Genomic DNA, 24,067 nt, shown 5'->3' on the forward strand with positions numbered 1-24,067 from the left:
CAAGGGTTAACAGGGGCAGCGATGACTGCCCTTTTCGCATTTCTGAGGTGGCTATGATTGAGATTGAGAAAGTTTGCGTGGATTTTAGCGCAGGCCGTGGAGCATCAACCCGGGCGGTTGATGACGTTAGCTTGCGCATTGGCGCAGGTGAGATATTTGGCATTGTCGGGACCAGCGGCGCGGGAAAAAGTACGCTGCTGCGCACCCTGAACGCCTTAACGCGTCCGAGCCAGGGAAGCGTTAAGGTGAACGGCGTAGAAATTTCCGCACTGGAAGGCGCGCATCTACGTAAAGCCCGTCAGCGTATCGGGATGATTTTTCAACATTTTAATCTGATGCATACCCGTACCGTGGCGCAAAACGTCGCCTTTAGCCTGAAGGCTGCCGGATGGGAACGCAGTAAAATTGGCCCGCGCGTGAGCGAAATTCTGTCGCTGGTGGGGCTGTCAGACAAGGCGAACCGCTTTCCGGTTCAGCTCAGCGGTGGGCAAAAGCAGCGTGTGGGTATTGCCCGCGCAATTGCCAATCACCCGGATGTGCTGCTGTGTGATGAACCCACTTCCGCGCTGGATCTCGAAACCTCGGCCACGATTCTGGCGTTGCTTAAGCAGATCAACCAACAGTTGGGGATCACGATCGTGCTGATCACCCATGAGATGAACGTAATCAAATCGATTTGCGATCGCGTGGCGGTGATGTCCGGTGGCAAGGTGGTGGAGTCTGGTGAGGTGTTTGATGTTTTTGCTCACCCGCAGCACGCTTTCACTCAGCAACTGGTGTCGCATACCCTCAATCTGACGCTACCTGAGCGTCTGCGCCAGCATCTGCCCGGCCAGTTGCTGAAAATTCTTTTTATCGGCGATTCGGCAGAACAGCCGGTGTTGTCAGAAGTGGCGGTTAAATTTGGCGTGGCGGTGAACATTCTGCACGGCAAAATTGAATATATCGGCGAACGTGCGCTGGGGATTCTGGTGGTGCAACTGACCGCGCCGCATAACCCTTCTGCGGTGGATGTCGCCGTGGAACATATTCGTCAACGTACTGCACAGGTGGAGGTGATTCGTGGATGATTTATTGCCTGATTTGACGCTGGCGTTTAATGAAACCTTCCAGATGCTGAGCATCTCTACGCTGTTGGCGATTATTGGCGGTCTGCCGCTCGGTTTTCTTATTTTCGTTACCGACCGGCATTTATTCTGGCAGAACCGTTTTGTGTATCTGCTCAGCTCCGTGCTGGTGAATATTATCCGCTCGGTGCCGTTTGTGATCCTGCTGGTTCTGTTGTTGCCGCTAACCCAGTTTTTGCTCGGCAATACCATTGGACCCATCGCGGCATCGGTCCCACTTTCGGTAGCAGCAATTGCTTTCTATGCCCGTCTGGTTGATAGCGCGCTACGTGAAGTCGATAAAGGCATTATCGAGGCGGCGGAAGCGTTTGGCGCCAGCCCGATGCGCATCATCTGCACCGTTCTGTTACCGGAGGCGAGCGCGGGTCTGCTGCGTGGGCTGACGATAACGCTGGTGAGTCTGATCGGTTACTCCGCAATGGCCGGTATCGTTGGCGGCGGTGGAGTCGGCGACCTGGCGATTCGCTTTGGTTATTACCGCTACGAAACCCAGGTCATGATCGTCACCGTGGTGGCGCTGATTATTCTGGTGCAGGTCGTTCAGGTGCTGGGCGACTGGTTGGCGAAACGCGCAGACAAGCGCGACAGACATTGATTACTGTACGCTAAGCCAGTCAGCCACCTCCTGCCATGAGCCGCGAAAGACGATTTTCGCGGCTTTCTTTTCCAGCTGATAGCGATACATCGGGTCGTAATACTCGTTGAGCAACGGCACCAGCCAGCCCATATGCGCGTCGGTGCTGCCCGTTGCCTGCTGTTCGCGCAGAGCCACGTCGAGCAGGGTGGTCAGCTCGGCAAAACGTTGCAAACCCAGACGACGGCGGATAGCAAACAGACCGTGGTGCAGATACTCGCTGTACTCCTGCCAGCCCTGACTCTCGCCATAAGCGTGAGTGAAATCGTGGTGCATGCGCACAAAATACTCTTCGCGCAGTCGCTCCAGCCGTAGCTCAAAAGGATCGTCCACCACCGCAATAGCAGCCTGGCTCATGCGTTCGCGCAAACATTCGGGCAGATGATTAGCGCCGATCATGCGGCCTTCGTCTTCAAGTACCCACAGACGCAGATCCTGACGGCTGTCGGTTTTCAGCATTTCGACCGCCAGCAGGTTTTCAAAGCTTGCCTGGCTCAGCTGCGGCTCAACGGTGCGACCAAACGAGGAACCGCGATGGTGCGCCAGACCTTCGAGATCCACACCGTTTGGCTGCTGTTGCACTAGCTGCGTTTTACCGTTCCCGGTACAGCCGCCTATTAAGACGATCGGTTTTTGTACCAGCTCTTCAGTCAGTTGAATCGCCGCCTGACGCAATGCTTTATAACCGCCTTGTATTAGCGGGTAGTCAGTACCGGACTCGTGCAGCCATTGCTGCACAATGTGCGAACGCTGGCCGCCGCGCGCGCAGCATAAGTAGCCCGCAGGATTTTGACGACAGGCATTCAGCCAGGCCTTCATGCGTTGCTGGCGAGTCTCGCCACAGACCAGTTGATGGCCGAGCGCGAGGGCGGCCTCAGGCCCCTGACGTTTGTAACAGGTACCCACGGCAGCACGTTCGTCATCGTTCATTAAGGGAAGGTTTATTGCGCCCGGCATGGCGCCCTGCTGAAATTCGACGGGGGCGCGTACATCGATTAAAGGCGTACCAGCGAGCAGAATTGCGCGATAGTCCTGTACTGTTTGTGTGTCTTGCATAGTAAAAAACGAAACCTCAAATCATCCTGCGTACCATTTTACGCGTCAAATGAGAGGATGACTTGATTTTCAATCGCGTGAGTTGTTGAAAATTGCTAAAAACCCGGCAATTTCAGGCTTTCGCTGGGTAAACAGCGTCACGATATCTTCAACGGCCTTACCCGCGCCGAACTTATGCCAGGCAAGGCTTAAGGGGGAAGGAGGACGCATAGTGGGGATGATATTGCTGACCAGATGCCCGCTATCCAGTAAAGGTTGGCATATCGGTTGCGGAACGAATCCAATGCCCACTCCTGCAAGATGCGCTGCGAGCTTGGTTTCCATGTCCGGTACGATGATCTCTTTTTGACCGGGAAGGCGCCACGCGACACGTTTGCTCAGCGTCCGCGCGCTGTCCTCAATGTTAATCGCCGGAAAACGGCGCAGTTGGGCTTCTGTTAATGGACCGCTCGCGTCTGCCAGCGGATGATCTGCTGACATAACAAATCGCCACTGAACAGAACCCAAAGGATCGAGGGTAAAGGTGTTGGCCATCGGTTCCGTGCCGGTAACGCCGATAGCCAACGAGAATCCTTCATACAAGAGTGAATCCCACACGCCCATATAAATTTGCCGGGAAAAGTGAAACTGAGTAAAGGGATAGCGCGCGTTAAGCCAGGATAACAGACGAGCGACGGCTTCAGGGCTGTACAGTAGGTTGTTAACCACAATATTCACCTGGCGCTCTACGCCGTCGTTCACTTGCTGCAATTCGCTGGGCATGCTGTCCAGCCAGGCGAGCCAGTCTTTTGCCTGTGAAAGAAGGTGAGACCCTGCGGCGGTTAACGTCACGCTTCGGGTTGTACGAAAAAACAGCGCGACACCGGTGTTTTCTTCCAGAAGCTTAATACGATAGCTGATCGTGGCCGTGGTTTTACACAAGCGCTCCGCCGCCCTGGAGAAACTCCCCGTTTCGGCGACGCCGATAAAGGTACGCAGTGTTTCCGGGTCAAACATCGTCAGCTACTCCCTTAATGATCTTCTACAAGCATGATTTCTTTTTCTCTGATTTATAAGTATTTTTGCATAATGGCCTTGTTCAAATTGTGGTCTAAATCTAGTTTTGGAAAATTTTTCCAATTTTTGTGTTGATGTTAAATCACGAAGGTTTTAGATTGCATGGTATTGAAGCCGCTATGTGTTCTGGTCGCGGTTCAACGGAATTCAGTTACAAGGAAATAATGATGAAACTTGAGGTCTTACCGTTAAATCAGCACACGTTCAGCGCCTATGGTGATGTCATTGAGACGCATAAACGTGATTTTTTTCATATCAATGATGGGCTTGTTGAGCGTTATCACGATCTGGCCAATGTGGAGATCCTTAATCAGGATCGCACCCTCATCAGTATCAATCGCGCGCAACCGGCAGCAATGCCAATTGTTGTGCATGAGCTGGAGCGCCACCCGTTAGGCACCCAGGCATTTATGCCAATGAATGGCGAAGCGTTTGTGGTGATTGTCGCACTCGGTGAGGACAAACCTGACCTTTCCACCTTAAAAGCCTTTATCACCAATGGCCAACAAGGCGTGAATTATCATCGAAATGTCTGGCATCACCCGCTGTTTGCCTGGCAAACCGTCACCGATTTTCTGACGGTCGATCGCGGTGGCAGCGATAATTGTGATGTTGAAAGTATCCCGACGCATGAGCTCTGTTTTGCGTGACGCTTTCGGCCTTCTTGCTTAATATGCGCATATTGTTCATTGTTTATGCTCATATTTTGGGCCGGAGTAAACGTAGTGGAGACGGAAGTAAGACGGCGCGGCAGGCCTGGACAGGCGGAGCCGGTTGCGCAGAAAGGCGCTCAGGCGCTTGAGAGAGGCATTGCGATTTTGCAGTACCTCGAAAGAAGTGGAGGCAGTTCGTCAGTGAGCGATATTTCCGCCAGTCTGGATTTGCCGCTCTCTACGACCTTTCGCTTGTTGAAGGTTTTACAGGGTGCTGATTTTGTCTATCAGGACAGCCAGTTAGGCTGGTGGCACATCGGTTTAGGCGTATTTAACGTGGGCTCCGCGTATATTCATAATCGCGACGTCCTGTCGGTAGCCGGACCGTTTATGCACCGATTAATGCTGCTGTCAGGCGAAACGGTTAATGTCGCGATTCGCAATGGCACCGAAGCGGTGTTGATTGGTCAGAAGGAGTGCAAATCGATGGTCAGAATGTGCGCACCTTTAGGCAGTCGTATGCCGTTACATGCTTCCGGTGCGGGAAAAGCGCTGCTTTATCCGTTGATGGAAGAAGAGTTAATGGACATCGTCGTGAAAACGGGGTTACAGCAGTTTACGCCGAACACGTTGGTGGATTTTCCTACTCTGCTGCGCAATCTGGAACTGGCGCGTGACAATGGTTATATCGTCGATCACGAAGAGCATGTTATTGGTTTGAATTGCATCGCATCAGCTATCTATGACGATGCAGGCAGTGTCGTTGCTGCCATCTCTATTTCGGGGCCCGCATCCAGACTGACAGAAGATCGTTTTATCAGTCAGGGGGAGCTGGTACGGGATACTGCACGAGATATCAGTACGGCGCTGGGTTTAAAAGCCCCCGTAGCTTAAGTCGCAACCCGCTCAGAGGAGCGGGACTTTTTTGGATTTTTTCAAAGTTGGAAAATTTTTCCAATAAATAGAGGTAGAAAGAAAATGGCAAAAATGAGAGCCGTTGACGCGGCAATGTATGTGCTGGAAAAAGAAGGCATCACCACCGCATTTGGGGTTCCGGGGGCGGCAATTAACCCGTTCTATTCCGCAATGCGTAAGCACGGAGGCATCCGTCACATTCTGGCTCGTCACGTTGAAGGCGCTTCCCATATGGCGGAAGGCTATACGCGTGCGACGGCAGGAAACATTGGCGTCTGCCTTGGCACCTCTGGCCCGGCAGGCACTGACATGATCACTGCGCTGTATTCCGCTTCTGCCGATTCTATTCCTATTTTATGCATCACCGGCCAGGCGCCTCGCGCTCGCCTGCATAAGGAAGATTTTCAGGCTGTTGATATTGAATCTATTGCCAAACCGGTCAGTAAAATGGCGGTAACGGTGCGTGAAGCCGCGCTGCTTCCCCGGGTTTTGCAGCAGGCATTTCATGTCATGCGCTCTGGTCGTCCTGGTCCGGTATTGATCGATTTGCCTTTTGATATTCAGGTTGAAGAAATCGAATTCGATCCAGACATGTATGAACCGCTGCCCGTCTACAAGCCTGCGGCCAGCCGCAAACAGATTGAGAAAGCGCTGGAGATGCTGATTCAGGCTGAGCGCCCGGTCATCGTGGCTGGGGGCGGGGTGATTAATGCTGATGCCAGCGAACTGCTGCAACGCTTTGCTGAATTAACCCACGTACCGGTAATTCCTACGCTGATGGGCTGGGGATGCATCCCGGACGATCATGAGTTAATGGCCGGAATGGTGGGGTTGCAAACGGCGCATCGTTACGGCAACGCCACGCTGCTGGCCTCCGATATGGTGTTCGGTATTGGTAACCGTTTTGCTAACCGACACACCGGCTCCGTCGCGAAATATACCGAAGGTCGCAAGATCATTCACATCGATATTGAGCCGACGCAAATTGGCCGCGTCCTGTGTCCGGATTTAGGTATCGTTTCGGATGCCAAAGCCGCGCTGACTTTGTTGATTGACGTTGCTCTGGAGATGCAAAAAGCCGGCCGTTTACCTTGCCGGAATACCTGGGTTGATGAATGTCAGCAGCGTAAGCGGACGCTCCTGCGTAAAACCCACTTCGACAATGTCCCGGTTAAACCGCAGCGTGTGTATGAAGAGATGAATAAAGCCTTTGGCCGTGATGTCTGCTACGTCACGACTATTGGCTTATCGCAAATTGCCGCCGCGCAAATGCTGCACGTATTTAAAGATCGTCACTGGATCAACTGTGGTCAGGCAGGCCCACTGGGCTGGACGCTGCCGGCGGCATTAGGGGTTTGTGTGGCCGATCCGGCGCGTAATGTTGTTGGGATTTCCGGTGATTTTGACTTCCAGTTTCTGATCGAAGAGTTGGCGGTGGGCGCGCAGTTCAACATTCCTTACATCCATGTACTGGTCAACAACGCCTATCTCGGCCTGATTCGCCAGTCGCAACGCGCTTTTGATATGGATTACTGCGTCCAACTGGCGTTCGAAAACATTAACTCCAGCGAAGTAAACGGCTATGGCGTCGATCACGTCAAAGTGGCAGAAGGACTCGGCTGTAAAGCCATCCGCGTATTTAAACCTGAAGATCTTGCTCCGGCTTTTGAACAAGCCAAAGCACTGATGGCGCAGTACCGCGTGCCGGTTGTGGTCGAAGTGATCCTTGAGCGCGTGACCAACATCTCTATGGGCAGCGAGCTGGATAATGTCACCGAGTTTGAAGAGATTGCCGACGGTGCGATGGATGCGCCAACCGAAACCTGTTTTATGAAATACGAATAGAAGGGGTGACAGATGTTACGTTTCTCAGCCAATCTTTCCATGCTGTTTCTGGAATACAGTTTTCTTGAACGCTTCGATAAAGCGGCACAATCGGGGTTTCGTGGCGTAGAGTTTATGTTTCCCTACGATTACGACATTGATGTATTAAAGGAAAAACTGCAGACCAATCAGCTGGAGCATACGCTGCACAATCTCCCGGCAGGAGACTGGGCAGCGGGTGAACGCGGTATCGCCTGTATTCCGGGTCGCGAAGAAGAATTTCGCGATGGTGTCGCGGCAGCTGTTCGCTATGCGAAAGGGCTCGGTAATAAGAAGATCAATTGCCTGGTGGGTAAAACACCTGCGGGTTTTTCTGCCGAACAGATCCAGCAGACGCTGGTGGAAAACCTGCGCTATGCGGCAAATATGTTGGCGAAAGAAGATATTTTATTGCTGATTGAGCCGATCAACCATTTTGATATTCCTGGATTTCATCTCACCGGGACCCAGCAGGCGCTGGCTTTAATCGATAGCGTCGGTAGCAATAATATCAAGATACAGTACGATATTTACCATATGCAGCGTATGGAAGGGGAATTAACCCAGACCATGACCACATGGGCAAATAAAATAGGTCATTTGCAAATTGCCGATAACCCTCGTCGCGGAGAGCCGGGGACCGGTGAAATTAATTATGACTTTATTTTTAAGTTTATCGATAAATCAGGTTATGACGGATGGGTTGGCTGTGAATATAAACCACTGACCACCACCGAAGCGGGATTATCGTGGATTAATCAATATCGATAATTTGTAAGGAATTTCAGGCATCGCCATTTTTTCCACTTTGCTGGAAGGGGATGGTGTTGCCTGAATTCGGCAAAACCGACAGAAATATAAGAGGTTAAAAATGAAACTGGGATTTATTGGCCTGGGTATTATGGGTTCGCCAATGGCTGTCAATCTGGCTCGCGCCGGACATCAATTACATGTCACGACCATTGGTCCGGTTGCGGACGAATTGCTGTCATTGGGGGCCGTTAATGTTGAAACTGCGCGTCAGGTAACTGATTTTGCAGACATCATATTCATAATGGTTCCTGACACGCCGCAGGTAGAAGAAGTGCTTTTTGGCGAACAGGGTTGTGCCAAAACCGTATTGCAGGGAAAAACCATTGTCGATATGAGTTCTATCTCTCCTATCGAAACTAAACGTTTTGCGAAACAGGTTAATGAATTGGGCGGGGATTATCTCGATGCGCCCGTCTCTGGCGGGGAAATTGGCGCTCGCGAAGGTACCTTGTCCATTATGGTTGGCGGTGAGCCAGATGTATTTGCACGGGTCAAACCGCTGTTTGATATTTTGGGTAAAAACATCACGCTGGTCGGCGGTAATGGTGATGGTCAAACCTGTAAGGTGGCAAACCAAATTATCGTTGCCTTAAATATTGAAGCGGTTTCAGAGGCATTAGTCTTTGCTTCGAAAGCTGGCGCGGATCCTGTTCGTGTACGTCAGGCATTAATGGGCGGATTTGCCTCTTCCCGTATTCTGGAGGTTCATGGCGAGCGGATGATCAAGCGCACATTTGAGCCTGGTTTCAAAATTGCATTGCATCAAAAAGATCTCAATCTTGCATTACAAAGCGCCAAGGCACTGTCATTGAATTTGCCTAATACGGCAACCTGTCAGGAGTTATTTAATACCTGTGCCGCGAATGGAGGGAGCCAGTTGGATCACTCGGCTATGGTTCAGGCGTTGGAATTAATGGCAAATCATAAATTGTCATGATCATTGGTATCGCTGCAATTACTGCAGCGATACATTTTAATCAGACACACTTTGGAAAGGTGCATGTCATGAGTGAAAAGAAAACATCCGGTATTGAATACTGGAAGAAGATTGTCGTCGTAATGAGTCTGGGCTGGGTGGCAATATGGATATATCGCACCGTGCTCACGCCTATTTATCCTGAGATCCAGGCATCGCTGGGCAATGTCAGCAATGCTGAAATAGGTGCTATCGCCAGTTTCTATTTCTTCGCCTATTGCAGTATGCAAATTCCCTGTGGAATTCTGGTTGATAAGTTTGGCCAGAAAATTATGCTGATGTGTGGGTTTACGCTGTTTATTATTGGTACGCTGAGTATTGCAAAAGCCACTGGGCTGGTGATGATTTATGCGGGTTCGCTAATGGCGGGCGCGGGCTGCGCCTCGTTCTTTAGTTCTGCGTATTCACTCTCTTCGGCAAATGTCCCACAGGCTCGTCGGGCACTGGCTAACGCCATTATTAATAGCGGCTCAGCAATTGGGATGGGAATCGGGTTAATCGGTTCCAGCGTGCTGGTAAAAAGCATGAGCATGGCCTGGCAAAATGTGTTGTTCCTGGTTGCTGCTATTCTGGTGGTGATGCTGTGCGTATTCACTCTGGTTATCCGTGGTAAGGTAAAAAATGAAGTACCTGCTGCAGACCAGAAAATTCAAACGGTAACGGCGTCAGAAGAAAAGAGTCCGCCGCTGTTTTCAGGTCTGTTATGTAGCGTGTACTTCCTCTACTTCTGTACCTGCTATGGCTATTACCTGATCGTGACCTGGCTTCCGTCTTATCTGCAGACCGAAAGAGGATTTGATGGCGGCGCAATTGGGGTGGCCTCGGCGCTAGTCGCCGTGGTGGGTGTCCCGGGCGCATTGTTCTTTAGTCATCTGTCCGATAAGTTTCGCAACAGCAAAGTCAAAGTCATTCTTGGTCTGGAAATTATGGCCGCCGCAATGCTGGTATTTACGGTGCTATCGCCGAATACCACTATGCTGATGGTCAGCCTGACTCTGTACGGTTTACTGGGCAAAATGGCGGTCGATCCGATTCTGATCTCCTTTGTTTCTGAGCAAGCGTCGTCAAAAACGTTGGGCAGAGCATTTAGCCTGTTTAACTTCTTTGGCATGAGCTCAGCGGTTATTGCGCCAACATTAACCGGATTTATTTCTGATTTGACTGGTTCTAAAGAAATAAGCTTTGTGATCTCCGCTTGTCTGGTTGTTACCGGAACGCTTATTTTTGCGGCTGTTACGTTATATAAAAAGAAAGCAACGACAGTCATTGCTTCAGCATAAAAACATAATTAAAACTATTTAACTTATTTCTTTATTGTTTTTGTTCCGCATAGCTAAACCCATTACAACGTTATCCGATACGTGACAAGAGGGATTTATGGAACATCAAAGAGATCTATACCAACAACGTGGTTATAGTGACGATTTATTACCAAAAACGGCCGAGCAACGAAACTGGAAAACATTCAACTATTTTACATTATGGATGGGTTCTGTGCATAACGTACCTAATTACGTTATGGTTGGCGGATTCTTTATTCTTGGGCTTTCTACATTCAGCATTATGCTGGCTATTATTATTAGTGCATTGTTTATTGCGTTAGTTATGGTAATGAACGGTGCAGCCGGAAGTAAATACGGCGTACCTTTTGCCATGATTTTGCGGGGCTCGTATGGTGTCCGTGGAGCGCTATTCCCAGGATTATTAAGAGGGGGGATTGCCGCAATCATGTGGTTCGGTCTACAGTGTTACGCCGGATCGCTGGCCTTTCTTATTTTGATTGGCAAGATATGGCCAGGGTTTTTAACGTTGGGCGGTGACTTTACCTTATTGGGACTTTCTCTGCCGGGGCTGATAACATTTCTTATTTTTTGGCTCATTAACGTCGGTATTGGTTTTGGTGGTGGTAAGGTATTAAATAAATTTACCGCAATCCTCAACCCCTGTATTTATATTGTATTCGGCGGGATGGCTATCTGGGCGATATCACTGGTAGGAATTGGACCGATTCTGGACTACATTCCTGGTGGTGTACAAAAGGCGGGCAACAGCGGATTCCTGTTCCTGGTAGTGATTAATGCAGTCGTTGCAGTATGGGCCGCTCCGGCGGTGAGCGCATCCGACTTCACGCAAAATGCCCACTCATTTCGTGAACAAGCGTTGGGTCAGACGCTGGGGCTAATTGTCGCATACGTGCTATTTGCCATTGCCAGCGTGTGTATTATCGCCGGAGCCAGCATTCATTATGGCATGGATACGTGGAATGTTCTGGATATCGTCCAGCGTTGGGACAGCTTATTTGCTTCGTTTTTTGCGGTACTGGTTATTTTGATGACGACAATCTCTACGAATGCCACTGGTAATATTATTCCGGCTGGTTATCAGATTGCCGCTATTGCACCTACTAAATTAACGTATAAAAATGGTGTATTGATTGCCAGTATTATTAGTTTGCTGATTTGCCCGTGGAAGTTAATGGAAAATCAGAGCAGTATTTATCTGTTTCTGGATATCATTGGTGGGATGCTTGGTCCCGTTATTGGCGTTATGTTAGCGCATTATTTTGTCGTGATGCGCGGTAAAATTAATCTTGATGAATTATATACCGCCAGCGGTGATTACCAATATTATGAAAACGGATTTAATCTGACCGCCTTCTCCGTAACGTTAGTGGCAGTCATTCTTTCACTGGGGGGTAAATTTATTCCTCTCCTCGAACCGTTATCGCGAGTGTCGTGGTTTGTTGGCGTTATTGTCGCATTTATCGCCTATGCCTTGCTGAAGAAAAGAACGGTTGCTGAATCAGCCGGAGCGCAAAAAGCCACAGGGCAGATGTGATGAAATCAGTAAGCGCTTATTTAAGCGTGAGTTATTTATAAAAATTATCTGTATCCATACAAGGAGTTCGTTATGTCTTTTGATTTAATTATTAAGAACGGTACTGTTATTTTAGAAAATGAAGCTCGCATTGTTGATATTGCCGTCCAGGCTGGAAAAATCGCCGCCATTGGCGAGAATCTGGGGGAGGCGAAGCAGGTTATGGATGCGACGGGTCTGGTGGTTTCACCCGGCATGGTTGATGCGCATACCCATATCTCTGAGCCAGGTCGTACCCATTGGGAAGGGTATGAGACGGGGACGCGTGCCGCGGCAAAAGGCGGTATCACCACGATGATCGAAATGCCCCTCAACCAGCTGCCAGCAACGGTGGATCGTGAAACCATCGAACTGAAATTTGATGCGGCCAAAGGCAAGTTGACCATTGATGCCGCGCAGCTTGGCGGTCTGGTTTCTTACAACCTCGATCGTTTGCACGAACTGGATGACGTCGGTGTCGTTGGTTTTAAATGTTTTGTTGCCACCTGCGGTGACCGTGGTATCGATAATGATTTCCGCGACGTGAACGACTGGCAGTTCTACAAAGGCGCGCAGAAGCTGGCGGAAATGAATCAGACGGTACTGGTGCATTGCGAAAACGCGCTCATCTGTGACGAGCTTGGCGAGGAAGCTAAACGCGAAGGTCGCGTCACGGCGCATGACTATGTGGCCTCACGCCCGGTGTTTACCGAAGTGGAAGCGATTCGTCGCGTACTGTATCTGGCGAAAGTTGCTGGTTGTCGCCTGCATGTCTGCCATATCAGCAGTCCGGAAGGCGTGGAAGAAGTAACCCGCGCCCGTCAGGAAGGTCAAGATGTGACCTGCGAATCTTGCCCGCATTATTTCGTGCTGGATACCGATCAGTTTGAAGAGATTGGCACCCTGGCGAAATGTTCTCCACCGATCCGCGATCTGCAAAATCAGCAAGGTATGTGGGAAAAGCTGTTTAACGGTGAAATTGACTGCCTGGTTTCCGACCACTCTCCATGCCCGCCGGAAATGAAGGCCGGCAATATCATGCAGGCGTGGGGCGGCATCGCCGGACTGCAGAACTGCATGGACGTTATGTTTGATGAAGCCGTGCAAAAACGCGGTATGTCGTTGCCGCTGTTCGCGAAATTGATGGCAACCAATGCCGCCGATATTTTTGGTCTGAAGCAGAAGGGACGTATCGCCCCGGGTAAAGACGCCGACTTCGTCTTTATTCAACCTGACAGCAAATACGTTCTGAAGAACGAAGACCTGGAATATCGCCATAAAGTCAGCCCGTATGTAGGCCGTACAATTGGCGCGCGCATTACGAAAACCATTCTGCGTGGTGATGTTATTTATGACATTGAGCAGGGTTTCCCGGTATCGCCTAAAGGTCAATTTATCCTTAAACATCAACAATAATGTGATGTGAATTAATGCCCGTCATGTTGGCGGGCATTCTCTATTTTAAGGTATGAATATGCTTCCTGTTATTAACCGCGAAAGTTTGTTGTCCGGCTTTCAGTGGTTTTTCTTTATTTTTTGTAACACGGTCGTGGTCCCGCCAACGCTGGTTTCTGCTTTTCGTCTTCCTGTCAGCAATCTGCTAATGCTCACGCAGTACGCTTTTTTAACAACGTCGCTGGCCTGTCTGGCGCAGGTAATTTGTGGCCACCGCCGCGCCATTATGGAAGGGCCCACCGGTTTATGGTGGGGAACCATTCTGACGATTACCCTGGCTGAGGCATCACGTGGGACACCGCTCAATGATATTGCTACCAGCCTGTCCGTTGGCATTGTGATTTCCGCTGTACTGACGATGATTATCGGCTTTAGCGGCTTAGGGCATCGATTAGCCCGGTTTTTTACCCCAACAGTGATGGTTTTTTTTATGCTGCTGCTCGGTGCGCAGCTGACCACCATCTTTTTTAAGGGCATGTTGGGATTGCCCTTTGGTATTGCGGATACCAGCGTCAAAATTCAACTGGCTCCCTTTAGTCTGGCCGTTGCCGTGATGTGCTTCATCCTTGCGATGATCATCTTTTTACCACAGCGGATCTCGCGCTATGCCCTGTTGGTGGGGGCGATAGTGGGATGGGGGCTTTGGCGATTGTGTTTTCCATCAATGACCTTGCCGGCTGGTGATTCAAGTTGGCAATGGTTTCCACTAGGTAGCCACGGCAAACTGTTACCGGGCATTATTTTGACGGCCGTGATCACTGGTCTGGTGAATGTCAGTAATACCTATGGGGCAGTGCGCGGCACGGACGTCTTTTATGCGCAGCAAGGCTCCAGCAGTTCGCGTTATCGCCGCAGTTTTATTATTTCCGGTTTTATGACGTTGGTGACAGTCCCTTTTGCCGTTATTCCATTTTCACCTTTTGTCTCTTCTATTGGCTTGTTAACACAGACCGGCGACAGCTCGCGAAAATCATTTATTTGCGGCAGTGTATTATGTTTATTCGTGGCGATAGTGACGCCGTTAACCCGCTTATTTTGCGCTATTCCGCTGGCGATCAGCAGTGCCGTGATGCTGGTTTCTTATCTTCCGCTACTCTATTCCGGCCTGGTTTTTAGCCAACAAATCACATTTACCGCACGCAATATTTATCGACTGGCGCTCCCGCTATTTGTCGGCATTTTTTTGATGGGGTTGCCTCCAGTTTATTTACAAGATCTTCCGCTGACGATTCGGCCATTACTGAGCAATGGTTTGTTGGTGGGAATTTTACTGGCGGTGCTTATGGAAAATCTCATTCCATGGGAACGCATTAAATAACATGATGAAAAAGGATTGATGATGAAAATTGTAATTGCGCCAGATTCATTTAAAGAGAGCTTAAGCGCTGACCAATGCTGCAAGGCAATTAAAGCTGGATTTTCAGCCATATTCCCGGATGCAGAATATATTTGTTTGCCGGTTGCTGATGGCGGAGAGGGAACTGTAGATGCAATGGTGGCGGCGACAGGCGGAAAAGTTATCTCTGTGGAAGTCTGCGGGCCGATGGGGGAACAGGTTATGGGATTTTATGGCCTGACCGGGGATGGTAAGACCGCAATTATTGAAATGGCGGCGGCGAGTGGGCTGATGCTGGTCGAACCGCAGGCGCGCAATCCACTGCTGGCCTCAAGTTACGGCACTGGTGAACTGATTCGCCATGCGCTGGATACCGGTATTCGTCATATTATTCTTGGTATTGGCGGGAGTGCGACGGTTGATGGCGGTATGGGGATGGCCCAGGCGCTTGGCGTTCGTTTTCTGGATGCGCAAGGTGCGCCATTAAGCGCTGGGGGCGGGAGTTTGTCTCGCCTTGCGCGCATCGACCTGCAACACTGCGATCCGCGGCTGAAAGCGTGTCGCATTGACGTCGCCTGTGACGTTGATAATCCGCTGGTTGGCCCGCGCGGCGCGGCAAGAGTATTCGGCCCGCAGAAAGGGGCGACGGCGGAAATGGTTGAGAGGCTGGAAGAAGGGTTGCTCAACTATGCCCATGTGCTGCAAACGCTGACCGGCGAGGATGTTGCTCAGGTGGCGGGCGGCGGAGCGGCTGGAGGAATGGGGATTGCTGCGTTTATCTTCCTGCAGGCCAGCATGAAACCCGGGATCGAGATTGTGCTGCAGGCTGTACAGCTGGAGCAGGCAATCCAGGACGCGGCGCTGGTTATTACCGGCGAAGGGCGTATTGATTCGCAAACGGTCGGTGGCAAAGCGCCAATCGGTGTCGCGTCGGTAGCCATGCGGCATCATGTTCCCGTGATCGGCATCGCCGGGGTGTTGGGCGAAGGCGTAGAGGTGGTTCACGATCATGGTATCGATGCGGTGTTCAGTATTCTGCCGCGACTCGCGCCGTTAGCAGAAGTGCTGACAAACGGCGAAACCAATCTCTATCACTGTGCGCGTAATATCGCTTGTGCGATGAAATTGGGTCAGGTGGTGGCTCAGCGTTAAGCATAAAAAAAGCCACGGTATACACCGTGGCAAAACCCAACATAGCTAAATAAAAAAAGTATCAGGAGGGCTATACGCTGTTAGATCTCAACATCCCGGTTGCAATCTTTGGAATAGATGTAGCTGAATGCTTCGCCACGACCCACGCCGTATCCGGCCTGCAGGGAATAAGCTCCCATAAAGATGTAGTCGCCTTTTTTCACCGGGATCCACTGATTGTCGAGGTTATAAACGCCCTGGCCTGAAAGAATATACGCCCCGTGTTCCTGGACGTGCGTTTCGATATAACCGTGGCTAGCGCCCGGCTCGAACGACAGAATGTGCATATTCATATCGAAGCCCAATTCTTTAGGCAGGAAATCCAGCAGGATCACGTCATCCATGCCTTCATAATGAATACGTTCTAACTGGTTGGTGTTACCGGAAACCAGCCACGGCGAATGACCTGCTACTGGCGTATAACGACGTTTGTATAAAAACAGCTGGCTGTCTTCAGCCTGGGCATTACTAAAGGTGAGCAGCTCGCCGGGCGGGCAATAAAGGTATCCACCCTGAGTTAAAGCGAATGTTTTACCCTCTGCTTTTGCTTCAATTTTGCCGGAGATAACATAGACGAACGTTTCAACGCCTTCGCCGCCGAAACCGCTCTGGTTACCACCGCTTTGGTGAACCGTTACCAGATAATCAACAAACGACGCGCCTAGTTTCGGCGTTGAGAGGATGGTGACGTCACAGTTTTCAAAACCCGGAATGATGTTTTTAACCAGTCCGTCCGGGGTTAGCAGGGCGAAGTTACCGTGTTTTACAATTGCGCGATTAGCCAGTAAATCATCGCGATAACCCGTAACGTTATTCAGATATCCCATGGGTGACTCCTTATTTCTGCCAGGCAAGTTGATGAAGCATTAATGCCAGAGTTTTGACCCCTTCGGCAAGGTCGTTAATGTTTGTGCGTTCAGCGGGGTTGTGGCTGATACCGTTAATGCTGGGAATGAAAATCATGCAGGTCGGTACGCGAGGCGCGAAAATTTGCGCATCATGGCCCGCGCCGCTGTGCATCACACGGTAGTTCAGCTGTTCTTTTTCACACAGTTCGGTAAGGGTGGAGACCAGTTTACTGTCCATCGGGACCGGCGTTTCATCCATCCACAAATCGATATCAATACCGATATCCATTTCATCGCAGATGGCGCGCATGTCGTTTTCCAGTTGCTGAGTAAAATCACGTAATACATCGGCATCGGTATGACGGCAATCGATCGTGAAGGTCGTTTTTCCTGGCACCACGTTGACGGTGTTCGGCTGCGGCTCGACCTTACCAAAGGTCAGTACCAGAGGATCGCCATGTTTTTTGGCTTTCTCGATAGACTGGCTGCAGATGCGACTGAAAGCGTAAACGGTATCGCGACGGTAGCTCAGCGGCGTTGTACCCGCATGGTTGGATTCGCCGTTCAGCGTTACCGTGTAGCGACGTTGTCCGACAATCGCGCTGACGACGCCTATCGACTGGCCATTGCTTTCAAGCACGCAACCTTGTTCGATGTGTAATTCAACGAAGGCTTTGATGTCATTACGGGCATGAAGTGGTTCTGCGGGGAGGGTAAAGCCGCAGGCGTTCATTGCGTCAACAAAACGGGTGCCTTTCGCGTCCTGGATGTTACGGACGTCATCGGGATTGGCCAGCCCAAAAATGTTTTTGCTGCCCCAGAAGACATACGGGAAGCGGCTGCCTTCTTCTTCTGCCATCGAGACCACTTCGACCGTTTTCAGCGGTGCGCCGTAGGTGGTCTTAAGCCAGTCAATTGCTAACCACGCCGCCAGCGCGCCAAACTGGCCGTCAAGATTGCCGCCGTTGACGACGGTATCAATATGCGAGCCGCTTAAAATGACTTGTTCCGGGGATTCACTCCCGCGCAGGCGACCGTATAAATTACCTACTTCATCAAAGCGTGTTTCCAGGCCGCTGACATCCATACGCTTTTTAAATTGTTGTTGTGTTTCAAGCCATTCTGGCGAATACAGCAGGCGCGTCATCCCACCGGATGGATCTGCGCCAAAGGAAGAGAGCCAGGGAAGGGTTTCTTCTATTGCGTGACGAAAATGATTAATCATATGAAATTCCTGTTTCAATAATTATTGCGCAAAGGGGTTCTTTGTTTCGTATGACTTGATATAGAGAGCATCGGAAATCAGGTATTGATAAATATCATCAACAATGTCAATGCCATGAACGGCGGCATTACGTTGATTAATATCTTGATCCTGTCCGGGGTAATAAACCTGTTTAAAACCAGGCGCAGGAGTAACGGCATTCAACTCTTGCATGGTTTGACTGAGATGCTGACGAAATAATTGGCTGGAGGAGAAAAACTCGGGGTTAATCACCAAATGCAGTTGGCCTAAATTACGTCCAGCATGGAGATCTTCATACATAGAACTGACCTGACGACCAAACGGTAATCCCAGTAGAATCCCGGATAACACATCGATCATCATCATCAGACCATAGCCTTTCGGCCCGGCAGCGGGAAGCAACGCATTAACCGTAAAAGGATCGGTGGTCGGCGCGCCATTTTTATCGACAGCCCAGGTATCGGGGATTAGTTCATTGCGTGAGCGGGCATCCAGAACTTTGCCCCAGGCCTGCACCGTCGTCGCCATATCGAAGGTCATGATATCGTCGCCAGCCCCCGGCGCTGCGAAGGCTAACGGATTGGTTCCGTAGTAAATTTCTGCGCCGCCGAACGGTACGACCATCGGATCGGACTGGCAGACAGAGAGTCCAATCAGGCCTGCGCGGGCGGCTTGCTGCACAAAGTAAGAAATGGCTCCGCTGTGCCCCATTCGGCTAATGCCGACAACGGCGACGCCATTTTTTTCAGCAATTTCAATTGCATGCTCCATACCCATTTTTGCTGCGACTTGCCCGGCGGCATTATCGGCATGCAAAATCGCTGTGCAGGGACCGGTATCTTCAAAACGAAATGTGGGTTCGCGGTTGGTGCCGCCTTTTGAAATGCGCTCGGCATAGTATTCAACGCGTACAGCGCCATGAGAATGAATGCCTCTGGCATCGGCATAAACCAATACCTCGGCAACCGTTGCGGCGTGCTCACGTTTTAGTCCGGCCTTGCAAAGCTTATTCTCGATAAGCTGGTGGAGTGTTTCCCGACTGATTTTCATCTGTCTTCCTTTTTAACGACGGTGTGAAGCATGACTGCCGTTAACATACCGGGAAAATAAATCTAATATGTGATCCAGACAGGCAAAAAAATATAGTTAGAATTTATTTGATAATCAGCATTGGTTTGCCTTTTCTTTTTAAATAAATAATGTCGTTAGAAAATAACATGTAATCCTTAGGTGGTTATTAAAATTCTTTTGCTAATAAATCGTATGTGATATCAGTCACTCTATTTGCTATGCCAGATATATACCTTGAGTTCCACATTAACACTACTCGTGCAATTGCCATGGGTGCAATTATTAAGGGGTTGTTATGATCCACGCCTTTATTAAAAAAGGGTGTTTTCAGGACTCTGTCAGTTTAATGATTATTTCACGCAAGCTGAGTGAGTCCGAAAATGTAGACGATGTATCGGTGATGATGGGAACGCCAGCGAATAAATCATTGCTGGAAACAACCGGATTCTGGCATGACGATTTTAATCAGGCGACGCCGAATGATATTTGCGTGGCGATTCGTACTGAAGCGGCGGATGAAAGTATTACCCAGGCTATTTTGCAGCAACTGGATGAGTCGTTGCAGCAGTTGGCGCAGGCAACCGGGGGGAGCCAAACGCTATTGCAGGTCAGGCGCTGGGAAAGCGCGTGTCAGAAATTGCCTGAAGCGAATATGACGTTAATTTCTGTAGCGGGCGAATACGCGGCTGAACTGGCGAACCAGGCGCTGGATCGCAACCTGAACGTCATGATGTTCTCCGACAACGTCACGCTGGAAGATGAAATCAATCTGAAGCGGCGTGCACAAGATAAAGGCCTGCTGGTGATGGGACCCGATTGCGGAACCGCCATGATCGCTGGTACGCCGCTGGCATTTGCCAACGTGATGCCGGAAGGCAACATTGGCGTCATAGGCGCCTCAGGCACAGGGATCCAGGAGCTGTGTTCACAGATAGCACTGGCCGGGGAAGGCATCACTCACGCCATTGGTCTAGGTGGACGCGACCTGAGCGCTGAGGTGGGAGGAATTAGCGCACTTACCGCGCTGGATATGCTCGGCGCGGATGATAAAAGTCAGGTGTTGGCTTTTGTGTCTAAACCACCTGCGGAAGCCGTTCGCCAGCGGATTGTCACGGCGATGAAAGCCACGGGTAAACCCGTTGTGGCCCTGTTTTTAGGTTACACCAGCGCAGCGACCCGCGATGAGAACGTCTGGTTTGCCTCGACGCTGGATGATGCGGCCCGTCTCGCCTGTTTACTGGCACGCGTCACGGCGCGACGTAGCGCGCTTTCTGCCACGGGGGACGGCCTTATTCGGGGGCTCTATACCGGAGGAACGCTGGCTGCCGAAGCGGCGGGTCTGCTGGCCGCAAACCTTAATGTTGCAGCGGATGCACAACATCATCACGGCATGATGTTGGATGCCGCCGGGCATCAGATTATCGACCTCGGGGATGATTTTTACACCGTCGGGCGTCCGCATCCGATGATCGACCCTGCGTTACGCAATCAGCTTATTACGGACCTCGGCTCTCAGCCGCAGGTGCGGGTGTTATTGGTCGACGTCGTGATTGGTTACGGGGCGACGGCAGATCCAGCTGCATCACTGGTTGAGGCCTGGCAAAAGGCATGCGCTGTGCGTGACATCGACCAACCGCTGTTTGCGATCGCCACGGTGACCGGTACAGAACGCGATCCGCAGTGTCGTTCACTGCAAATCGCCACGCTGGAAGATGCCGGTATCGCCGTGGTGAGTTCACTGCCTGAGGCTACCTTGCTTGCCGCCGAACTGATTCGCCCATCTCAACCTTTATCTCATCAATCCTCACCTTCGCTACTGGAAAAAGTGGCGGTCATTAATGCCGGGTTACGCAGTTTTGCACTGGATTTACAGGCGGCAGAAAAGCCTGTGGTGCATTACCAGTGGGCGCCTGTCGCTGGCGGTAACAAAAAACTGGCTCGTTTATTAGAACGTTTGCAATAAGGGGTTCCAATGTTTACATCAGTGGCACAAGCCAATACTGCAGTAATCGAACAAATTCGTCGCGCGCGCCCGCACTGGCTGGATGTGCAACCCGCGTTCTCGTTAATCAGTGAACTTAATGAAGGAAAAACGCTGCTTCATGCGGGACCGCCAATGCGCTGGCAAGAGATGACCGGCCCGATGAAAGGGGCCTGCATTGGTGCGTGCCTGTTTGAAGGGTGGGCCAATGACGAAATGAGCGCGCTGGCATTACTGGAGCAGGGGAAAGTCAATTTTGTACCTTGCCATCACGTTAATGCCGTGGGGCCAATGGGCGGGATCACTTCTGCCAGCATGCCGATGTTGGTGGTGGAAAACATTACTGAAGGGAACCGCGCGTACTGCAATCTCAACGAAGGCATTGGCAAGGTGATGCGCTTCGGTGCGTACGGCGAGGATGTCCAGCAGCGCTTACGCTGGATGCGCGATGTTCTGATGCCGGTCTTAAGCGCCGCATTGGGGACGCTGGAACAGGGTATTGATCTGACCGCCATGATGGCACAGGGCATTACGATGGGCGACGAGTTCCATCAGCGCAACATTGCCTCTTCAGCCCTGCTGATGCGTACGCTGGCACCGCAAATTGCCCGTCTACAACATGATAAGCAGCAGATTGCTGAAGTGATGGATTTCCTCAGCGTAACCGACCAGTTCTTCCTCAACCTTGCGATGGCTTACTGTAAAGCGGCGATGGACGCCGGAGCGATGGTGCGTTCTGGCAGTATTGTGACGGCGATGACCCGTAATGGCGACATGTTCGGAATTAGGGTGAGTGGACTTGGCGATCGCTGGTTTACCGCACCGGTTAACACCCCGCAGGGACTGTTCTTTACTGGTTTTTCGCAGGAACAGGCTAACCCTGATATGGGTGATAGCGCCATCACCGAAACGTTTGGCATTGGCGGAGCAGCGATGATCGCCGCACCAGGCGTCACGCGTTTTGTCGGGGCTGGTGGAATGGAAGCGGCGAAATCTGTGTCCGAGGAGATGGCGGAAATCTATCTGGAGCGCAATATGCAGTTGCAGATCCCTGGCTGGGATTTCCAGGGGGCTTGTCTGGGACTCGATATTCGCCGCGTGGTCGAAACGGGGATTACGCCACTGATCAATACCGGTATTGCGCATAAAGAGGCCGGTATTGGTCAGATTGGCGCGGGAACCGTCCGTGCGCCGTTGGCCTGTTTTGAGCTGGCTCTCGAAGCGCTGGCTGAAAGCATGGGCATTAGCTAAAAGAGGCACGCATGATGATCATCCATCCTTTGCTGGCCAGCCAACAGTCCCCGGATTTCCGCCAGTCCTGGCAATTGTCTGGCGTCTGGCGACGCGCGATTAATCTCGTGGCCGAAGGGGGCGCACTGTTGACGTTGCACCGCCAGGGGAGCGGCTTTAGCCCGGCAGGATGGGTGATCCGTACGCATGATTTTGATGCGCTGCGTGCGGTGTTACGTGGAAACGAATCTCCTCAGGCTGTCCCTGGTGGGATCCAACTGGGGCCATTTTTACTGTGCCAGCCGCATCGCCGCTGTTCGTTGAGAATCACTTCCCGGCCACATTCCCCGCGCCTTGCACCTGCCTGGATGGATCGCGGTGAGGAAACGGGATTGTTCGGGCCGTTAATGTTGGCGGCAAACCTGCCTTTGTGCCCCGAACTACGCCAGTTCCGTCACTGCTTTTTCTCGGCGCTTGCGGGGTTGTCGACAGACTGGCGACAGTGGTTAGGCAAGGGGCCCGGGCTAACGCCCAGCCATGATGACACGTTGACCGGCATGCTGCTGGCAGCCTGGTATTTCGGTGCGCTGAATAAGGTTTCCGGCCAACATTTCTTTGCTGCTTCCGGCAACCTTGAACAGGCGACGACCGTGGTTAGCGTGAGCTACTTGCGTTACGCGGCTGCAGGTTACTTCGCTTCACCTTTACTCCACTTTACCCATGCATTGCGTCGTCAGGAAAGACTGGATGCGGCGATTCATTCGCTGCTGGCGCTTGGGCATACCTCCGGCGCAGACACTTTGTTGGGTTTCTGGATTGGACAACAAATCATAGAAGGATAGGGAATGAAAACGCTGGTTGTTGCTCTCGGTGGCAACGCATTATTGCAGCGCGGCGAGGCGCTGACTGCAGAAAATCAATACCGTAATATTGCCAGCGCCGTACCCGCCCTGGCGCGTCTGGCGCGCACATATCGCCTGGCTATTGTCCATGGCAATGGGCCGCAGGTTGGCCTGCTTTCGTTACAGAATCTCGCCTGGAAGGAGGTCGAGCCTTATCCATTAGATGTGCTGGTGGCCGAGACGCAGGGCATGATTGGTTATATGTTGGCCCAGAGCCTGACCGCTGAACCGGAAATGCCGCCAGTGACCACAGTGTTGACACGAATTGTTGTCTCAGAAGACGATCCTGCGTTTATGGCACCGGAAAAATTTATTGGTCCGGTCTATTCGCCAGAAGAACAAACGCAGCTGGAAGCGACCTACGGCTGGCATATGAAGCGTGACGGCAAATACCTGCGGCGCGTTGTCGCTTCGCCAGAACCTCGCCAGATCGTTGAAAGTGACGCCATTAAGCTCTTACTCAAGGAAGGGCATGTGGTGATTTGCAGCGGGGGTGGCGGTGTCCCGGTTACTGGCGAAGGATTAGGGTCTGAAGCGGTCATTGATAAGGACCTGGCGGCGGCGTTGCTGGCTGAACAGATTGATGCCGATGGTCTGGTTATTTTGACCGATGCTGATGCGGTCTATGAAAACTGGGGAACGCCGGAACAGCGCGCGATTCGTCAGGCCTCTCCGGATGAACTGGCGCCGTTTGCTAAAGCAGATGGTTCGATGGGACCAAAGGTCACCGCTGTCAGTGGATATGTGAAACGCCGTGGGAAACCAGCATGGATTGGCGCGCTGTCACGCATTGAAGATACGCTGGCGGGAAATGCTGGAACCTGTATCCGTCTGTAAAAAAACGGGGCGTGTGTATAC

The 24,067-nt window shown here is 51.3% G+C and carries 21 protein-coding genes; 16 read left to right on the top strand and 5 right to left on the bottom strand.

Features of this window, described 5'->3' with window-relative positions; translation table 11 throughout:
* Positions 1-53: 53 nt before the first annotated feature.
* Both sfbB and G4551_RS06445 read left to right on the top strand, forming a co-directional pair.
* A complete protein-coding gene (gene sfbB, locus G4551_RS06440; protein ID WP_003835783.1) occupies positions 54-1,070 on the top strand; it encodes a virulence-associated ABC transporter ATP-binding protein SfbB in 1,017 nt (338 codons plus the stop codon).
* Complete coding sequence (locus G4551_RS06445; RefSeq protein ID WP_003021866.1) at positions 1,063-1,722, top strand: methionine ABC transporter permease; 660 nt, start codon at positions 1,063-1,065, stop codon at positions 1,720-1,722. The genes sfbB and G4551_RS06445 overlap by 8 nt, the downstream gene beginning before the upstream one ends.
* On the opposite strand, the gene mnmH is transcribed toward G4551_RS06445, so the two are convergent.
* Complete coding sequence (gene mnmH, locus G4551_RS06450) at positions 1,723-2,817, bottom strand: tRNA 2-selenouridine(34) synthase MnmH (RefSeq protein ID WP_003835781.1); 1,095 nt, start codon at positions 2,815-2,817, stop codon at positions 1,723-1,725.
* A 69-nt stretch (positions 2,818-2,886) separates the two neighbouring features.
* Positions 2,887-3,813, bottom strand: coding sequence for an HTH-type transcriptional activator AllS (allS, locus tag G4551_RS06455; protein WP_003835779.1), 927 nt, complete (start codon positions 3,811-3,813; stop codon positions 2,887-2,889).
* A 227-nt stretch (positions 3,814-4,040) separates the two neighbouring features.
* On the opposite strand from allS, the gene allA reads away from it, so the two are divergent.
* The 10 genes from allA (at position 4,041) to glxK (ending at position 15,892) form a co-directional block, all read left to right on the top strand.
* Positions 4,041-4,523: an ureidoglycolate lyase gene (allA, locus tag G4551_RS06460; RefSeq protein ID WP_003835778.1), complete on the top strand. Its 483-nt coding sequence runs from the start codon at positions 4,041-4,043 to the stop codon at positions 4,521-4,523.
* Between the two features lie 45 nt (positions 4,524-4,568).
* A complete protein-coding gene (gene allR, locus G4551_RS06465; protein ID WP_042269079.1) occupies positions 4,569-5,420 on the top strand; it encodes an HTH-type transcriptional repressor AllR in 852 nt (283 codons plus the stop codon).
* An 84-nt stretch (positions 5,421-5,504) separates the two neighbouring features.
* Entirely contained in the window at positions 5,505-7,286 is a 1,782-nt protein-coding gene (gcl, locus tag G4551_RS06470) for a glyoxylate carboligase (protein WP_003835776.1), read from the top strand.
* A gap of 12 nt (positions 7,287-7,298) precedes the next feature.
* A complete protein-coding gene (hyi, locus tag G4551_RS06475; protein WP_003835775.1) occupies positions 7,299-8,075 on the top strand; it encodes a hydroxypyruvate isomerase in 777 nt (258 codons plus the stop codon).
* A 100-nt stretch (positions 8,076-8,175) separates the two neighbouring features.
* A complete protein-coding gene (glxR, locus tag G4551_RS06480; protein WP_003835774.1) occupies positions 8,176-9,054 on the top strand; it encodes a 2-hydroxy-3-oxopropionate reductase in 879 nt (292 codons plus the stop codon).
* A 68-nt stretch (positions 9,055-9,122) separates the two neighbouring features.
* Positions 9,123-10,373: an MFS transporter gene (locus tag G4551_RS06485; RefSeq protein WP_003835773.1), complete on the top strand. Its 1,251-nt coding sequence runs from the start codon at positions 9,123-9,125 to the stop codon at positions 10,371-10,373.
* Positions 10,374-10,470: 97 nt separating this feature from the next.
* Positions 10,471-11,931: an allantoin transporter gene (locus G4551_RS06490; RefSeq protein ID WP_003835772.1), complete on the top strand. Its 1,461-nt coding sequence runs from the start codon at positions 10,471-10,473 to the stop codon at positions 11,929-11,931.
* A gap of 72 nt (positions 11,932-12,003) precedes the next feature.
* Positions 12,004-13,365, top strand: coding sequence for an allantoinase AllB (allB, locus tag G4551_RS06495; protein ID WP_003835771.1), 1,362 nt, complete (start codon positions 12,004-12,006; stop codon positions 13,363-13,365).
* A 58-nt stretch (positions 13,366-13,423) separates the two neighbouring features.
* Entirely contained in the window at positions 13,424-14,722 is a 1,299-nt protein-coding gene (locus tag G4551_RS06500) for a uracil/xanthine transporter (protein WP_032941214.1), read from the top strand.
* Positions 14,723-14,743: 21 nt separating this feature from the next.
* Positions 14,744-15,892 carry a glycerate 3-kinase gene (gene glxK / locus G4551_RS06505; RefSeq protein WP_003835770.1) on the top strand — a complete coding sequence of 383 codons (1,149 nt, stop codon included), beginning with the start codon at positions 14,744-14,746 and terminating at the stop codon, positions 15,890-15,892.
* Positions 15,893-15,972: 80 nt separating this feature from the next.
* Here the strand turns inward: glxK and allE are convergent, their stop codons facing one another.
* Genes allE through allD form a run of 3 tightly spaced genes read right to left on the bottom strand, consistent with a single transcriptional unit; the run spans position 15,973 to position 19,075 of the window.
* Positions 15,973-16,758, bottom strand: coding sequence for a (S)-ureidoglycine aminohydrolase (allE, locus tag G4551_RS06510; RefSeq protein ID WP_003835769.1), 786 nt, complete (start codon positions 16,756-16,758; stop codon positions 15,973-15,975).
* Positions 16,759-16,768: 10 nt separating this feature from the next.
* On the bottom strand, positions 16,769-18,004 hold the full coding sequence (gene allC / locus G4551_RS06515; protein WP_003835768.1) for an allantoate deiminase: 1,236 nt from the start codon (positions 18,002-18,004) through the stop codon (positions 16,769-16,771).
* Between the two features lie 21 nt (positions 18,005-18,025).
* Entirely contained in the window at positions 18,026-19,075 is a 1,050-nt protein-coding gene (allD, locus tag G4551_RS06520) for an ureidoglycolate dehydrogenase (protein WP_003835766.1), read from the bottom strand.
* Between the two features lie 316 nt (positions 19,076-19,391).
* Between allD and G4551_RS06525 the strand changes: the two genes are divergently transcribed.
* The 4 genes from G4551_RS06525 to G4551_RS06540 are packed head-to-tail and all read left to right on the top strand — an operon-like array spanning position 19,392 to position 24,046.
* A complete protein-coding gene (locus G4551_RS06525) occupies positions 19,392-21,059 on the top strand; it encodes an acyl-CoA synthetase FdrA (protein WP_003835765.1) in 1,668 nt (555 codons plus the stop codon).
* 9 nt (positions 21,060-21,068) lie between these two features.
* Positions 21,069-22,328, top strand: coding sequence for a YlbE family protein (locus tag G4551_RS06530; protein WP_003835761.1), 1,260 nt, complete (start codon positions 21,069-21,071; stop codon positions 22,326-22,328).
* An 11-nt stretch (positions 22,329-22,339) separates the two neighbouring features.
* Positions 22,340-23,149, top strand: coding sequence for an oxamate carbamoyltransferase subunit AllH family protein (locus tag G4551_RS06535; protein ID WP_003835759.1), 810 nt, complete (start codon positions 22,340-22,342; stop codon positions 23,147-23,149).
* Positions 23,150-23,152: 3 nt separating this feature from the next.
* Positions 23,153-24,046, top strand: coding sequence for a carbamate kinase (locus tag G4551_RS06540; RefSeq protein ID WP_003835758.1), 894 nt, complete (start codon positions 23,153-23,155; stop codon positions 24,044-24,046).
* Positions 24,047-24,067 lie beyond the last annotated feature (21 nt).

It is taken from the genome of Citrobacter freundii ATCC 8090 = MTCC 1658 = NBRC 12681 (assembly GCF_011064845.1).
Classification (GTDB): domain Bacteria; phylum Pseudomonadota; class Gammaproteobacteria; order Enterobacterales; family Enterobacteriaceae; genus Citrobacter; species Citrobacter freundii.